Origin of the sequence: Ottowia caeni (assembly GCF_050821495.1) — a bacterium.
Classification (GTDB): Bacteria; Pseudomonadota; Gammaproteobacteria; order Burkholderiales; family Burkholderiaceae_C; genus Ottowia; species Ottowia caeni.
In genome coordinates, this window is the sequence record NZ_CP151080.1 from 446586 (window position 1) to 461054 (window position 14469).

Annotated in this window: 14 protein-coding genes; 7 read left to right on the forward strand and 7 right to left on the reverse strand. The window is 59.2% G+C overall.

All coding sequences use genetic code 11. The annotated features are described in order from the left end of the window. The first annotated feature begins 90 nt into the window (after positions 1-90). The 4 genes from AAAK34_RS02155 to AAAK34_RS02170 all read left to right on the forward strand — a co-directional run bounded on the left by AAAK34_RS02155 (position 91) and on the right by AAAK34_RS02170 (position 4964). The gene (locus tag AAAK34_RS02155) at positions 91-1572 is read left to right on the forward strand and encodes an efflux transporter outer membrane subunit (protein WP_231696536.1); all 1482 of its coding nucleotides are present in this window, start codon (positions 91-93) and stop codon (positions 1570-1572) included. Between the two features lie 62 nt (positions 1573-1634). Continuing rightward, entirely contained in the window at positions 1635-2813 is a 1179-nt protein-coding gene (locus AAAK34_RS02160; RefSeq protein ID WP_231696537.1) for an HlyD family secretion protein, read from the forward strand. Between the two features lie 14 nt (positions 2814-2827). Then, on the forward strand, positions 2828-4384 hold the full coding sequence (locus AAAK34_RS02165; RefSeq protein WP_231696538.1) for a DHA2 family efflux MFS transporter permease subunit: 1557 nt from the start codon (positions 2828-2830) through the stop codon (positions 4382-4384). 136 nt (positions 4385-4520) lie between these two features. Further along, positions 4521-4964 carry a universal stress protein gene (locus AAAK34_RS02170; RefSeq protein WP_231696539.1) on the forward strand — a complete coding sequence of 148 codons (444 nt, stop codon included), beginning with the start codon at positions 4521-4523 and terminating at the stop codon, positions 4962-4964. A 232-nt stretch (positions 4965-5196) separates the two neighbouring features. Here AAAK34_RS02170 and AAAK34_RS02175 read toward each other — a convergent pair whose 3' ends face one another. From AAAK34_RS02175 to AAAK34_RS02190, 4 genes are all read right to left on the reverse strand, one after another. Further along, positions 5197-6090, reverse strand: coding sequence for an alpha/beta fold hydrolase (locus AAAK34_RS02175; protein ID WP_431777694.1), 894 nt, complete (start codon positions 6088-6090; stop codon positions 5197-5199). A 241-nt stretch (positions 6091-6331) separates the two neighbouring features. Continuing rightward, the gene (locus tag AAAK34_RS02180; protein WP_431777695.1) at positions 6332-7318 is read right to left on the reverse strand and encodes a Bug family tripartite tricarboxylate transporter substrate binding protein; all 987 of its coding nucleotides are present in this window, start codon (positions 7316-7318) and stop codon (positions 6332-6334) included. A 25-nt stretch (positions 7319-7343) separates the two neighbouring features. After that, a complete protein-coding gene (locus AAAK34_RS02185; protein ID WP_431777696.1) occupies positions 7344-7532 on the reverse strand; it encodes a hypothetical protein in 189 nt (62 codons plus the stop codon). A 45-nt stretch (positions 7533-7577) separates the two neighbouring features. Then, on the reverse strand, positions 7578-8441 hold the full coding sequence (locus tag AAAK34_RS02190; protein ID WP_231696542.1) for a TauD/TfdA family dioxygenase: 864 nt from the start codon (positions 8439-8441) through the stop codon (positions 7578-7580). A gap of 110 nt (positions 8442-8551) precedes the next feature. Between AAAK34_RS02190 and AAAK34_RS02195 the strand changes: the two genes are divergently transcribed. Together AAAK34_RS02195 and AAAK34_RS02200 are read left to right on the forward strand one after the other, a co-directional pair. Continuing rightward, a complete protein-coding gene (locus tag AAAK34_RS02195) occupies positions 8552-9637 on the forward strand; it encodes a TauD/TfdA family dioxygenase (protein WP_231696543.1) in 1086 nt (361 codons plus the stop codon). Positions 9638-9659: 22 nt separating this feature from the next. Continuing rightward, entirely contained in the window at positions 9660-10172 is a 513-nt protein-coding gene (locus AAAK34_RS02200) for a MarR family winged helix-turn-helix transcriptional regulator (protein WP_231696544.1), read from the forward strand. 137 nt (positions 10173-10309) lie between these two features. On the opposite strand, the gene AAAK34_RS02205 is transcribed toward AAAK34_RS02200, so the two are convergent. Beyond that, complete coding sequence (locus AAAK34_RS02205) at positions 10310-11341, reverse strand: hypothetical protein (RefSeq protein WP_231696545.1); 1032 nt, start codon at positions 11339-11341, stop codon at positions 10310-10312. Between the two features lie 231 nt (positions 11342-11572). On the opposite strand from AAAK34_RS02205, the gene AAAK34_RS02210 reads away from it, so the two are divergent. Next, positions 11573-11887, forward strand: coding sequence for a cupin domain-containing protein (locus AAAK34_RS02210; protein ID WP_231696546.1), 315 nt, complete (start codon positions 11573-11575; stop codon positions 11885-11887). A gap of 208 nt (positions 11888-12095) precedes the next feature. On the opposite strand, the gene AAAK34_RS02215 is transcribed toward AAAK34_RS02210, so the two are convergent. Next, entirely contained in the window at positions 12096-12758 is a 663-nt protein-coding gene (locus AAAK34_RS02215; RefSeq protein WP_231696547.1) for a dihydrofolate reductase family protein, read from the reverse strand. Positions 12759-13442: 684 nt separating this feature from the next. After that, a complete protein-coding gene (locus AAAK34_RS02220) occupies positions 13443-14432 on the reverse strand; it encodes an ABC transporter substrate-binding protein (protein ID WP_231696548.1) in 990 nt (329 codons plus the stop codon). Positions 14433-14469 lie beyond the last annotated feature (37 nt).

The window sequence follows — 14469 nt, forward strand, 5'->3', positions numbered from 1 at the left end:
CCTGAATTGTGAACCCATCAGTTCAGTTTAGATTGATCATTCAAAAAAATCAAACTAAACTGTACGGTTCAGTTTAATTATGGAGTCTTGATGTCGCACCGCATTTCGCCGCGCTCAAACGCCTTGTACAAGCTGCGCTCGCCACTGATTGTTGTCAGCGCAACTCTGTTTTTGGCGGGGTGTGCCCAGTTGCCCGAACTGGGCACCACGCCCCAGCCCAAGCAGCAAGACGCGTTCCAGTCCACGAGTTCATTGAGTGCGCCCACAGCGCAGTGGCCCGCCGAAGAGTGGTGGATGGCCTATGGTGACCCCCAGCTGAACGCCCTGATTGCCGAGGCGCTGGCCGAGTCGCCCGATCTAGCCGTAGCCGCTGCACGCTTGCAGCGCGCCGACGCAGTGGTGCAACTGGCTGGCGCGGCCAGCAAGCCGCAAGTCAGTGCCAATGCCTCAGTCACCGCGGACAAGCTCAGCTATAACTACCTCACCCCGCGCGAGGCGACCCCATCGGGCATGAACGACTATGGCCGCGCCACGGTGAATATGCAGTGGGATCTGGATTTCTGGGGCAAAAACCGCGCTGCCCTCACCGTTGCCACATCAGACGTTGAGGCCAGTCAGGCCGAATTGGCCCAGGCGCGCCTATGGTTGGCAGCAGGCGTGGCATCAAACTACGCAGAGCTGAGCCGCTTGTACGCCAACCGCGAAACCGCCGTGAGGGCGGTGGAAATTCGCCAGACCACTGCACGATTGTTTGCGCAACGCTTCGACAATGGGCTGGAAACGCGCGGTGGCTTGCGCAATGCCGATGCCCGCCGTGCCGTGGCCGAAGGTGAACTGCTGGCCCTCGACGAACAGATTGGGCTGCAGCGTAACCGCTTGGCAGTGCTGCTAGGTGCAGGGCCTGATCGTGGCTTGGCCATCGAAGCGCCGAAACTCCGGCTGACCCGGGCCTTCGGTCTGCCCTCAGAGCTCTCGGCCAACTTGCTGGGCCGCCGCCCTGAAGTGGTCGCAGCGCGGTGGAGGGCAGAAGCGCAAGCCAGGCGCATTGACCAGAAGAAGGCGGAGTTCTACCCCAACATCAACCTCTCGGCGTTAGTGGGCGTGCAGTCGCTGGGGCTCGATCTGCTGGCCAGGAGTGGTTCCTCCATTGCCAGCATAGGCCCGGCCATTTCTCTGCCGATTTTCAGCGCGGGACGCCTTCAAGGTCAGCTCCGTGCCGAGCATGCCGGCTACGCCGAAGCTGTGGCCCAGTACAACGCCACCGTGGCGCGTGCGTTGCAAGACGTCGCAAACAACGCGGTGAGCCAGAAAGCCCTAGGAGAGCGCCTCGGCAAAGCGCAAGAAGCTGTCGACGCCGCCACGGAGGCGCACCGCGTGGTCGGCCACCGCTACGAAGGAGGCTTGGCCACCTACCTGGAAGTGCTGACCGCAGAAGACAGCCTGTTGGGTGCACTGAGCGCACAGACGAACCTGCGCGCCGCATCGCTGACGCTCGACATCGACCTGCAGCGTGTCCTGGGCGGCGGTTACCAATCCAGCGCCGCCAATGCCTTGGCCAGTGCAAAGCCGTAACCCTAAAACAACCGACGAAGAACAACGCTCGACCCGGCTACATACCCCATACAAGAAACACCATGTCTGAAAATCAAAACGAATCTGCCGCTGATGCCCTCATGAAAAAGCGCCGCAACATCCGCCTGGCTGTCCTGGGCGGCGTGGTGGTGCTGGCGGCGGCGGGCGCCACTGCCTACTGGAAGCTGCATGCGTCGCATTTTGTCTCTACCGACAACGCCTACGCTGCCGCTGAAGTTGCGCAGATCACCCCTTCCGTGGGTGGCACCGTACTGGAAGTCAAAGTGAGCGACACCCAGGCTGTCAAGCAAGGCGATGTGTTGCTGGTGATCGACCCTACCGACGCCCAGTTGGCCGTGGCGCAAGCCAGTGCCGAGCTTGACCGCGCTACCCGCCGCGTCAAAAGCTACATGGCCAACGACCTCAACCTGGATGCCCAGATCAGCGCGCGTGCGGCCGATGCCCAACGTGCAAGCGCCCAGTTGGCCGCGGCGCAAGCGGACTTCGAACGAGCCAAAGTGGACCTGCAACGGCGCCAGAAACTGGTGGAATCTGGCTCTGTGTCGGGCGACGAACTCACGCGCGCCAAGAACAGTCATGACGCCGCCACCGCACAACTGGCTGCCGCCAAAGCCGCTGCCGCGCAAGTCACGGCCAACCAGCGCTCGGCGGTCGCAGCGAAGGAAGCTAACGCGGCCCTGATCAGCAACAGCACCGTGGACACCAACCCTGAAGTGGCTTCCGCACGTGCTCGCCTCGATCAAGCCAAGGTAGACCTGGAACGCACCATCATCCGTGCCCCGCTGGATGGTGTGGTGGCCAAGCGCATGGTGCAGCTGGGTCAACGCGTTCAACCCGGCATGCCGCTCATGGTCGTGGTACCTGTGAACGAGATCTATGTCGACGCCAACTTCAAAGAAGTGCAACTGGAAAAAGTGCGCATAGGCCAGAGCGTGAAGCTGCATGCCGACATCTACGGCAAAGACGTCACCTACCGGGGTGTGGTCGAAGGCTTCTCGGGTGGCTCGGGTGCAGCGTTTGCCGCCATTCCAGCGCAGAACGCCACGGGCAACTGGATCAAGGTGGTGCAGCGCCTGCCGGTGCGCATCAGACTGGACCCGGCGCAATTGCAGGACAGCCCGCTCAAAGTGGGCCTGTCGATGAGCGCCGAGATCGACACACGCACGGGCGCTCAGCAGGCTGCCACTCAAGCTGACACACCACGCATTGCTGCGAATTGAGCGGGGCAACCACCATGGGTCAATCGACGACGGCGCCCGGCGCGCCAGCCGCCCACGACGGCGTGGCGCCGCTCAGCGGCCCCATGCTGGTGGTGGCCGCATTGATGCTGGCTTCGGCCAACTTCATTGCGGTGCTGAACATGACCATCGCCAACGTGGCGGTGCCCAACATTGCCGGTGCGCTTGGCGCTGCCGCCAGCCAGGGCACCTGGGTCATCACCTCTTTTGCGGTGGGTGAGGCCATCACAGTACCACTTACCGGATGGTTCGCCGCACGTTTCGGTGCGGTGCGCGTCTTCGTGGTGTCGATGCTGCTGTTCGGCATTTTCTCCATCGTCTGCGGCCTCTCCAACTCCATTGGCATGCTGGTGGTGGCGCGTGTTTTCCAGGGCTTGAGCGGCGGCCCGCTGATGCCGCTTTCGCAAACGCTGATGCTTCGAATATTTCCCAAAGAGAAGGCAGGTGCAGCCATCGGACTCTGGTCCATGACGACACTCGTGGCACCCGTCGTGGGCCCTATCCTGGGCGGCTGGCTGGTTGATGATTTCACCTGGAACTGGGTGTTTCTCATCAATGCTCCCATTGCCATCGGCTTCGGCCTGGGTGCCTGGAAGCTTCTGAAGCACTATCAGGATGCTCCCGTACGCAACCCCTTCGACAAGGTCGGCCTGGTGCTGCTCCTGGTCTGGGTGGTGGCATTGCAACTGGTGCTGGACGAAGGCAAGAACCTTGACTGGTTTGCCTCCAGCCAGATCGTGGCATTGACCATCATTGCTGTGGTGGGCTTTGCAGCCTTCCTGATCTGGGAGTTGCATGAGAAGCACCCTGTGGTGGATCTGCGCGTGTTCAGGCACCGGGGCTTCAATGCCGCCGTCCTCACGGTGAGCGTGGCCTATGCCGCCTTCTTCGGGGTGAGCGTGCTCACGCCCTTGTGGCTGCAAAGCTTCATGAGCTACACCGCCACCGACGCAGGCTTGGCAACCGCATGGACTGGCGTCACCGCCCTGCTCGTGGCGCCCATCGTGGCTTCAAGCAAGCGGGATCCGCGCGCACTGGTGTTCTTTGGTGTGCTGTGGATGGCACTGGTCACGCTCTGGCGCACGGTGGCCAATAGCGACATGGCATTCTGGGACATTGCCATTCCGCTGGCGGTCATGGGCTTCGCGCTGCCGTTCTTCTTCATACCGACCACGGGCATCGCCTTGGGCAGTGTGGACGAACGCGAGATGGACTCTGCGGCCGGACTCATGAACTTTCTGCGCACGCTCTCAGGTGCTTTTGCCACGTCGGTGGTGACCACGGTGTGGGCCAACCAGACCACGCGCAACCACGCTGAGCTGGTGGGTCTTGCCGACCGTGACGGCAGTGTGCAGAGCATGTTGCAGCAATCGGGCGCGTCGGGAGAGACGGCCACGCAAGTCGTGGATTACCTGATCGTGTCGCAAAGCGGCATGTTGTCGACCAACCAGGTCATGACCGGCATAGCCGTGATGTTTTTCATCGCCGCCGCCATCATCTGGATCGCCCCCAGGCCCACGCGAGCCATTGAACCTGGCGCGGGTGGACACTGATCCAGCGTCCGCGCATTTTATGAACGCTGGCTAACAATCACACGAAACTCCCTCTCCCTCCGGGAGAGGGCTGGGGTGAGGGCACGGCGGCGTGTCATGAATCAAGAAAATTCAACTAAGCCTGAAAGCTACCTACATGTTCAAGCACATTCTTGTACCCACCGATGGCTCAGCCCTGTCGCAAAGCAGCGTGGCGCGGGCTGCCTCCTATGCCAAGGAGACGCAGGCACGCATTACCCTCATCTATGCCCAGCCCGAGGCGCCTTCGGTTTATGCAGGGCTTGGTGCAGTGAGCGGTGCGCACGTTACCCAGGAAATCCAGAGCAGACTCGACAGTGGAGCCAAGGACATTCTAGATGCTGCACAAGCCATCGTGGCAGAGGCAGGTGCTTCCTGCGAGCGAATGGTTCTGACCGGCACACGACCCTACGAGCTTATCATTCAGGCGGCGGAAGCAACAGGCAGCGACCTGATCTTCATGGCATCTCACGGGCGCCACGGGGTGGGCGCATTGCTTCTGGGCAGCGAAACGCAGAAGGTGCTGGCCTACTCCAAAATCCCGGTGCTGGTGTACCGTTAGAGCTTCCTAGGCCCCTTGGGGGCGCCCGGCGTTCTGAGGAGAAACAAAGAGGGTTTGCTTGTAGGAGCGGCTTCAGCTGCGATCGGTTTCCTTCCGAGCACAAGACGCCAGTGATAACGGTGACCCTTCGCGGCTGAAGCCGCTCCTACAAAGGCAGGGATGATGGAGGTCGTTTTGGGCTTTCAAAGTTTTGTTTCTCATGAGCAGGAAGCCTGCCGCGTCACAATTGGCCTCAACGGGCCAGTGCGCGCCAGTTCCCCAGCTGTGTCCGAATAGCCGTCACCATCGCCAGTGGCTCATCCAGCATGATGTGATGCCGCGCGTTGGGAATCTCCACCAACGACATCACTCCGCCGAAGGTCTTGAGGCAGTACTCGCGTTGGGCCTTGTCAAAGCGCGCGCTCAACTCACCCCACATGAGCGCGGCCGGGCAGCGCGCGGTGAGTAGATCTTCCACGAAGTTGGCGCGGCGCGGGTGCGCGAGCGCAGCGGGGTCGAACTTCCAGCGCCAGCCGCCGGCTTCCTGCTTGATGGAATGCTCGGCGATGTGGCGCAAGTAGAAATCGCAGTTCACATCTTGCTCGGGCAGTACCCTGAAGCGAGCGAGGGCGCTTTCGCGGTCGGGGTATACACGCGGTACGGGATTGGCATTCACAAAGGGCTGTGAGGTGCCTGTGTTTTCAGGATTGTGAGGCGGAGAATCGAGCACGATGAGACCTGCCATGCGTTCTCCGTACGCGGTGGCTGCCAACATGGCCACGAAGCCTCCCAGGCTGTGGCCGATGATCACAGGCTTGCGGCCGGGAGCAAGTGCATCGGCCACCGCCATCACTTGCTGCGCATAAAACTCACGCGCATAACGGCCCGTATGCGGACTGTCCCCCATGCCGCCCAAGTCAGGAGCGATGACGTGATAGTGGTCGGTCAGAAGCGGCGCAATGAAGCGCCACCACTCGGCACTGGCCGAGTTGCCATGGATGAGCACCATTGGGTGCTTGTCAGTGTCGCCCCAGGCGATGTAGTGCATGGCGCAGCCATCCACGTCGATGAATCCTTCGCGGCTTGGCATGGCAAGCGCTGCTTCAGCCCAGGCGGGTCTTGTAGGGTCGTTCTGTGGGCTGCTCAATTTGATCTCAATCTGGGTGCGGTGCTGTGACGCTTTGAGTATAAAAAATATCACTCCAGCACAACCAAGGTGCCTGCTTGAGCCGGTAACCTTTGGGACACGGGCGCAATTCATTTCCCCACTTTGTGATGCCGTAGTTGCGACGGATTCAGCGGCACTTGTGATCCATCGACCGGGAACAAGAAGCAGGCGCAACACATTTCACCTGCAGATCAAATCACTGCGCTTGATCCTTACATCATTATTCCGCCGCGATTCCCGCATTCTTCACAAGGTCCGAGAAGCGGCTGTACTCTTGGCGGTAGAACTCACGCAGCTCTTCCGGCGTGCCGCCTATGATCTCGTAGCCCAGGCCATCCAGCCTCGTCGCAATCGCCGGATCGCGCAGTGTCTCGCGGAACGTCGCCGCGATCTTCGCAATGATGGGCTTGGGCGTTCCGGCGGGCACGTAGGCCGCAATCCAGCCTGCCAGGCCAAAGCCTTTGTAGCCTTGTTCCGCAAACGTCGGAATATTCGGCAGTGCCTTGGTTCTTGTGTCGCCAGACATGGCAATGACCTTGAGTCGGCCGCCGGCCGATTGGGTCTTGGCATTTCCCTGCGAGATCAGGGTGAGGTCGAGCACACCGCCGATGATGTCGTTCACTGCACCCAGCTCGCCGCCTTTGTAGGGCACGTGGGTCAGTTCGATGCCTGCCTGTTTGCGCAGGGCTTCGCCATACAGGTGGGCACTGGTGCCTCTGCCAGGCGTTCCGTAGCTCAATGGCTTTGCGCTCTTCCTGGCGTAATCGACCAGCTCCTTCAAGTTGTTGTAAGGCGCATTGGCGGCGGCCATCAGGCCCACATTGCCCGCTACCAGCAATGAAATCGGCTCAAAATCTTTCACTGGGTCATAGGGCAGCTTCAGGCGAGTGAAAGAGTTTGTCAGTTGGCCTGTCGAGGACGTGATCAGTACCGTGTAGCCGTCTGCCGGAGATTTGGCCACGTATTCGGTGGCAATCATTCCGGTGGCGCCGATTCTGTTGTCGGTCAGAACCGGCTGATTCCACTTGCGAGATGCGGCGTCCGACAGAATGCGGCCCACAATGTCCAGGTTCCCGCCGGGGTTCGACCAGTTGACGAACTTGACTGGCCGCGCGGGCCAGGCGGAATCCTGCGCAAACGCGCTCGGCACAGCCGATGCGGCGAGCAGCCCAAGGACGGAGCGGCGGTCTAAAGTGGGGTATTGCATATGCGTTTTCTCTATTTTCTTCAACCTAAAAACGGTAGTTGGACGCGCCCGAGCAGGTCGTCATCGGGTGCGCTGGCAAGACGTGAGGACGCGGCAGGCTCGTGCCTGCAAGAACGAGCAACGCCGCCAGCGTGCCCCAGGGCGGCCTGACCGGGTGCGTAGCGCTCTCACCTAACGGGTGAACGTTAGCGAAGCAATGACAGTGAGTGTTCACGCGGCTCACCTGATGATTGCAAGCGGTCGGCTGCCGTTTTTAGGTTCAAGCAGGCACTTCGCCCTGGATCGTCGTGCGGACCAGCAACCGGCGCTGGCCAGAGTAGTCAAAGATGGCTCGATGCTGTGTGAACCGGTTGTCCCACATCAGCATCATGTTGGTATGCCACTGCGCGCGCAGGCCGAACTCAGGCTTGTCGAACAGGGAGTAAAGATAGGCCAGAAGAGGTGCACTTTCTTCGGCGGTCCAGCCCTCGAAGCGCTGCGTGTAGACACGGTTCACGAACAGGCCCTTGCGGCCGGTTCGCGGATGGGTGCGAACTACAGGGTGCAGTTGCTCGCGGTCACCCACACCCTCCTCTATTTTTTCACGCATGTTCACCTGCACCGCGCGCTCCTTGGATGCAGCGCCAAACAGGCGAGTGGCACTGTGCACAGCCTTCATGCCGTCGAGCATTTGCTGAAGCGCAGGCGAAAGGGACTCGTACACCAGCTGCATGTTGACGAACGCGGTGTCTCCGCCGAATTCAGGCAGTTCGACCGCACGCATGGCCACGGCCATAGGCGGCGCGGGAAGGAAGCTGCTGTCGGAGTGCCAGTTCTGACCCGCGACTTGCCCCTTGACGTGGCTGGCTGCCGCGAAGACCTTCTGCAACTTCGGGTAACCATCTACCAGGGGAATATGAGGCAGATCCTGGTGGGGGCCGAAATTCTCGCTGAAGGCCATGTGCTCTTCAGGAGATAAGGCCTCTTGTTCATGGAATGTCAGCAGCAGGTGCTCGTCAAATGCCCGCAAAATGGCTTCGCGCTGCTGCTCATCCAGCGGCTGGCGAAGGTCTACCCCGTATACGCGTGCGCCCATGGCGCCAGTCATGCGCTCAATGCGCAGTGTGCTGATTCTTGCATTCATGGCTGGCGATTAAACGATTATGTTGACCTATCAACAACTGGGGGCATCCCTAATGTTGATCGATCAACACAATGGCATCATGCATCGCCGTTTCTGGCTCTGGAGTTGTCATGCCTGTTGTTTCTTCTGTTCCTCTATCTGATCCTGCCAACTGGAACGCTGCCACCTTCAGCAGCCCGGCGAGCTGTGCGCGCGAACTCAATGCTGCCGAGATTCTCGAACTCACCCAGATCTGTGAATCGCTGGAGGCCAGGGGCTTGAGCTGGAACGACACCTCGCGTGCGGATTTTCCTTTCAAGGTACTGGCGCCGCTGTTGGAAGAAACCTTGCATGATCTGAAGCAGGGGCGCGGATTTGCCCTGCTGCGCGGCTTGCCCCTGGGCAGTTGGAGCAAGGACCGGGCACGGCTCGCAGCCTGGGGCCTAGGAACCTGGTTTGGCGAGCACGTTTCGCAAACCGTGCAGGGGCAGCGGCTGGTTAACGTGACCGATGTCACCGGCAAGGAGCCTTCTCCACGCCAGTACAAGACCAGTCAGGAACTGCGGCTGCACATGGACCCAGCGTCGGACATCATTGGTCTGGCTTGTGTTCAGGATGCGAAGTCGGGAGGCGAAAGCGTGATCACGAGTGCCATTGCTGTGCACAACGCCATGCTGGCGCAGAGGCCTGATTTGCTGGCTGAGTTGTACCGGGGTTTTTACTGGCATCGTTTTGGCGAAGGCCGGCCCGAGGATGGACCTTACACGCGTGACTTGGTGCCCGTATTCGCCCAGGTCAATGGGCAGCTGAGTTGCCGCTATGTGCGCAGCCCCATTGCTGCCGGGCACAAGGAAGCCGGTGTTCCTTTGACCGACTCTCAGATTGAAGCGCTTGATCTGCTCGACACGCTTTGCGCCTCTCCTGAGCTGCGCTTGTCCTTCCGCATGCAGCCTGGCGACCTGCTGCTGTTGAACAACTTGGCGGTGCTTCATGCTCGCACGCAGTTCGACGACCACCCCGAGATCGAGAAGCGGCGGCACATGGTACGGCTGTGGATAGAGGCGCCCGAGGGATTCCGTGCAGTACCAGAGGTGATCAATTTCTTCAATAGCGGACGCTGCGGAATTCCGTTCCAGGCGGGCCAACGGGCCGAATATGACATCAAGGCGCTTTACAAGGAGCGTGCGAGCGGTGGTGTCGTGAAGTTAGGGGTGTGAGCCATTCGGGATAATGCCTGGAATGACCTACCGCAAACACGCAGACAGTCAGGCGCACTCATCACCCTGGGCTGAACCTGGAAAAGCTGGGGAGCACTTGGCTTTGGAAGATTTTCCAAGTTTCCTGTTTGTGCGCCTGGCCAACGTCATGCAGCGTGACGTCACCGGCAGCTATCTGTCAGAGTTTGAGCTCAACCCCTCCCAGTGGCGCGTCTTGGCAGCGCTGGCGACCTACTCCCCCATTCCATTTGGGGAACTGGTCAAACTGTCCATGTCAGACAAGGCGCTCGTCAGCCGCTCGGTTCAGGCCATTGCGGAGCGTGGTTTTGCGAAGGTGGAAAACGACCCTAACCACGGCAAGAAGCTGGTGTGCAGCATCACGGCCAAGGGAAGAGCGTTGTACAAACGAGTGTTGCCGCGTGCTCAGGCGGCGCAAGTTGAGATCCTGGAGTTGCTTGATGAAGAGGAACGTATTGCGTTGCACGCGGCCCTTGTGAAGCTCCGATCGGCGCTGGACAGCAAAATGATGGCCTGATGTGGTGCCTATTCTGGGAGGCGCCGACCGCACAAGCTGATGCACTCAAACCTGCTGAGTGAGCTCTCAGGGCGGCGCGATATCAATCGGTGTCACAGCGTTTGGCGCCGCGCACCGCATCCCGCTGCGAACGCTCCCTACGGCCTCACTTCATTGTTCAGTGGCACAGGGACTTCGACCCAGGAAAGCTTGCCGCTCGTGACTTCAGTCTCAAGCTCCGTCGGAGGGAGCAACGCTTTGTTTTGCGATGCCTGTTCAGCGGCCTGAGCCCAGATGCCTTTGAGCTGCAGGTAAGGCACGGAAGAAAAGTAAATCCCGGCTGCATCGACGATACAGCCCAGACTGGAGGGGCTTCTGGTGCTGGATTGGAATAGCCATCCGCTGACGCTATCCCAAGTCTGCTTGGTGACGTAAAGTTGAAACTTCCAGCATGCGATGGCATAGGCGTGCTTCAAAGTGGCTGCCGGTATGGTGGCTGCGAAGTCGACCATACGGTTTGTATCTCCAATGAGGCCGGCGCCTGCCCGGAAAAATTCTGCTGCGTCTGTGAGCCGAGCAGCCACCACCTGCTGGCATTCTGCAAGTTTCTCGTCGAGCCGGAGGTTGAGTGCGAACTCTCTCCATCCCTGGTTCGCATCGTATGAGCAAGTGACAAGGCCGTAGGCTTCCTGGCACAGATTGTTGACAACCTTAGCCCGGAAATCAGGACGCAAATAGCCATACGCTGCCATCGCAGCCACGCCAGCGCCCGCAGCCCAGAGATACTTTCGATACGGGTTGTCTGGCAAGGGCTTGGGTGGAGGAGAAGTTTTGAAAGCCAACGATTCGCAGCATTCAGGCCTCAAATCTATCTCGTACAGATTGCCATTGCATCCATGCGTGACGGTGAACTTGGACTTATGACCATCTCCGGCGATGGCCTTCAAGTCATAGAACTTCTCAATCAGTTCGGCATCTGGTGCAGCCGAGTTTTTGCAAATCATGAGCTTGAGGATGTCCCAAACTTGAGCCTGCTGGGTTTCGCAGAACCATGACTTCGTTAGGTTGAATGCTCTGTCTAGCTTTTCAAAATTGACTTCCGTCTCGGTTCTATGTTCGTGGATATCCGGTAGAGAGGCCCCGCCGATCGATGCTTGGTTGGGTGAGAGTGCATGAAGAGGGTTGAGCATCTTGTCTTCCTGAATGGTTTTTATTTACTACTCGAGTGAGATTTAGGCGGAAATATTGTTAACTTTAGAGCTCAATTTTACAATTTGCCCAATCTCCTTGAGTTCACCCGGGTCGCAAGATAATTGTCTGAATGCGGCGCAGCCTGCAATGCACAGGTTGCCAACGCACCCGAAGACGACTGCTCGGGCGCGTCCAACTGCCGTTTCTAGTTTCAAAGCAGGAGTACACGCATGCGCAAGATCACGGCAAAGGAATTCACGGGCAGCCAAGCGTGGGAAGCGCTGCCCATCGAAAAATTCTCCGGTCAAACCACTGTGCGCCTGCACTGGACGGACCAGCCTTACAAGTGGCACGTCAACGACGGGCCTGAAGTCTTCGTCGTTCTCGATGGGGTGGTGAACATGCACACCAGGAGCGACGGAAAAGAGGGCATGACCCGTCTGGAGCCCGGCGACATTTTTCACGCAGAAACCGGCGATGAGCACGTGGCCCATCCCCAGGGTGTCGCGCGGATTCTGGTCGTGGAAGTCGCTGGGAGTGTTTAGTCGAGCCGACGCTCGCTTTCTCCGTCTGGTCAATGCGTGAAACGTTTGTTGCGCCCTAAATACCTAGTCTCCATGACATAGATTGTCATGATTGGCAGCTTCTATGAAACGTTTGGTGAAACGAATTATGGAGGCTAAGAGCCGTTATCAGATAGATAAGGTGTAAGGTCAAGCGCTTCCATAATTCAGTGAGTTCGCGTTACCCGCGTTAAGGGTTCGTGCGCGGTTGGCGCTGGAGAACGACATGCGTAGCCTTTTCCGATGCCACGAATTGAATGCACTCGTACCCCAGAGCCCGCAGGTCAACCCCGCTAAACAGAGATTCTCCCCGGCCAAGCAGAACCGGCGCGATTGCAATGTGCAGCTCATCAATGAGGCCTTCACGAAGATACTGCTTGATCGTGTCAGGCCCACCGCCAATGCGCACGTCCTTCCCGGCCGCGGCTTCGCGTGCGCGTGTGAGTGCCTCGTGAATTCCTCCTGTGACGAAGTGGAACGTCGTATTGCCTTCCATTTCAACGGAGGGGCGAGCATGGTGGGTCAAGACGAATACTGGCACATGATACGGCGGGCTATCTCCCCACCAGCCTTTCCAGTTGGTGTCTGGCCAGTCACCGCGAATGGGCCCGAACATGTTTCTGCCAAGAATCCAGGCGCCTACGTTTTTGAAACCTCGGGCCGCGAAATCATCGTCAACCCCGGTTGTGCCGCCGTCCTTGCCGAACAAGACACGCTGGAGCGTACGCGTGGGCAACAACCACTGATGCAGCTCAGTTCCGCCCACCCCCAGCGGGTGGTCAATATCTTGCCCCGGCCCTGCCCCATAGCCGTCGAGGGAGATGGTGAAGCCTTCAACGCGAACACGTGTCATGGCCAGCCTCCGTAGGCGTCTGGTTGGAAAAAGCCCCCTGCCTGCTCATGGCCGTCCCCGGGCGCCCGATGCGGTGCATGGGCAGAATTCTTGGCAGGGACTTCGCCATATCGTGCAGGTTCCGAAGCTGAGACGCAGTGAGCATGCGAAAACGTCGCAGCGAAAAGCTTCTAACTCCTTAGGGTCCTGAGCGATCCTAGTCGGTGAAAGCTGCCTGATTTTTAGAGTGTGGGCACACTGCGATGGCTTGGTAGCCTGCTAGCTTGGTTGTGACGCCGAAGCTCGCCTTACGGATACGTGCCACGAAGTATTCGTGGAATGCCTATGCCACGCAGAACAGCATTGCCGAGGGGCAAGATCGGCCATTGAGTAAGCCGCCTCTTGGGCCGCCAGTTTCGATCCTTTTACTGTGGGCAACAGCCTACGACTCTCTTCCTCGCAGCGGTTCAAAAGCACCCCGCTGCGGCCTGTCGCCCGGCCAACGCGGCTGACCACTTTGCAGCGTGCGCCGTTAGTCGCTGGTGGACGTCAATCTAACAGTCTTGGCGCCGAGCCCGTCGATGCAGGCCGGCGGCAGCGTGGATGCCGCAGGCGAATACACTGCTGGCCGCCTAACTACTGTAGGGCTCAGCCGACATCAAGTTGCTGCATTAGTCCAGCAGCACGATCGACGCTCTATCAGGCTCACTCCCCGGACATGCGGATCTTTTTGTCGAGATATTCATTGGTGAACATTGCAGCAGGATCGAACGCCTTGTCGATCCCGATCAATGTGTTTACCAACTCATAGTCGGCCTTCACACGGTTGCCGTCAAAAGCGCCAAGAGCGATCTTGCTGGTAGTGTCATCGCGCATCAAAGTCTTGATGCGTTCCCACTGGTTCCGCTGGTTATCCGCATTGAGTCCGCTTACGCCTGCCATCAACGCCTGGAGGCAGGGGTCGAAAGTCTTGACGCACGTCTCATAAGCCCGCTGCGTGACCGAGACAAATTTGGCAACCATGTCCTTGTTCTGATTGAGGAATGCGCCGTTGGCAACGATCGAGTTTCCGTAAACGTTCAACCCCACCGAACGCCAAGGAGCGAAGCCAAGATCGGTACCAAACTCGCGAACTTTGAGGTCGTGCTCGTTATAGAAGTCAGAGATGATGTCGACAGATTTCGACTTCAGTGCGGCTACTTTAGCCTGAGGACTGAGGTTGACAAAGTTGACAGACCCCGGTTCGAGGCCTGCACTTTTAGCGAACGCGGGCCACATCAGCCGAGCAGCATCCCCTGGAGGGTTGCCGATTTTTCGGCCAACAAAGTCCTTGGGGCCAGTGATGCCCGACGACTTGAGCCAATAGAAGCCCTGCGGCGTGTTGGCATAGATCACCATGACTGCCTTCAGGTCAGCGCCTTTGCCGCGTGCCTGCATTGCGGTCGGCAGATCTGCAATGCCCAACTGGGAGCCTCCCGAGCCCACGCGTTGCGCGGTGGCGGCTGAGCCCCGCCCAGCCTCGATTTCAAGCTCGATGCCTGCATTCTTGTACCAGCCCTGAGACTTGGCGTAGTAGATAGGTGAGTGGTCGGCTGTGGGCGTCCAGTTCAACATGAGCTTCACGTCCGCGGCGGACGCCGGCGCGACTGCCATGGACAGAAGGGCGATGCCCGCTGCGGTGATCAGTTTCTTCATGATTGTCTTGGGTTGGTTGCAGAGGTCCATACGTTAT

Excerpts from the sequence above, each read along its gene's own strand:
- AAAK34_RS02200 (WP_231696544.1), top strand. The coding sequence starts at position 9,660 with ATGACCTACCGCAAACACGCAGACAGTCAGGCGCACTCATCACCCTGG.
- AAAK34_RS02180 (WP_431777695.1), bottom strand. The coding sequence starts at position 7,318 with ATGCAATACCCCACTTTAGACCGCCGCTCCGTCCTTGGGCTGCTCGCC.
- AAAK34_RS02210 (WP_231696546.1), top strand. The coding sequence starts at position 11,573 with ATGCGCAAGATCACGGCAAAGGAATTCACGGGCAGCCAAGCGTGGGAA.
- AAAK34_RS02170 (WP_231696539.1), top strand. The coding sequence starts at position 4,521 with ATGTTCAAGCACATTCTTGTACCCACCGATGGCTCAGCCCTGTCGCAA.
- AAAK34_RS02215 (WP_231696547.1), bottom strand. The coding sequence starts at position 12,758 with ATGACACGTGTTCGCGTTGAAGGCTTCACCATCTCCCTCGACGGCTAT.
- AAAK34_RS02205 (WP_231696545.1), bottom strand. The coding sequence starts at position 11,341 with ATGCTCAACCCTCTTCATGCACTCTCACCCAACCAAGCATCGATCGGC.
- AAAK34_RS02190 (WP_231696542.1), bottom strand. The coding sequence starts at position 8,441 with ATGAATGCAAGAATCAGCACACTGCGCATTGAGCGCATGACTGGCGCC.
- AAAK34_RS02195 (WP_231696543.1), top strand. The coding sequence starts at position 8,552 with ATGCCTGTTGTTTCTTCTGTTCCTCTATCTGATCCTGCCAACTGGAAC.
- AAAK34_RS02220 (WP_231696548.1), bottom strand. The coding sequence starts at position 14,432 with ATGAAGAAACTGATCACCGCAGCGGGCATCGCCCTTCTGTCCATGGCA.
- AAAK34_RS02155 (WP_231696536.1), top strand. The coding sequence starts at position 91 with ATGTCGCACCGCATTTCGCCGCGCTCAAACGCCTTGTACAAGCTGCGC.
- AAAK34_RS02165 (WP_231696538.1), top strand. The coding sequence starts at position 2,828 with ATGGGTCAATCGACGACGGCGCCCGGCGCGCCAGCCGCCCACGACGGC.
- AAAK34_RS02160 (WP_231696537.1), top strand. The coding sequence starts at position 1,635 with ATGTCTGAAAATCAAAACGAATCTGCCGCTGATGCCCTCATGAAAAAG.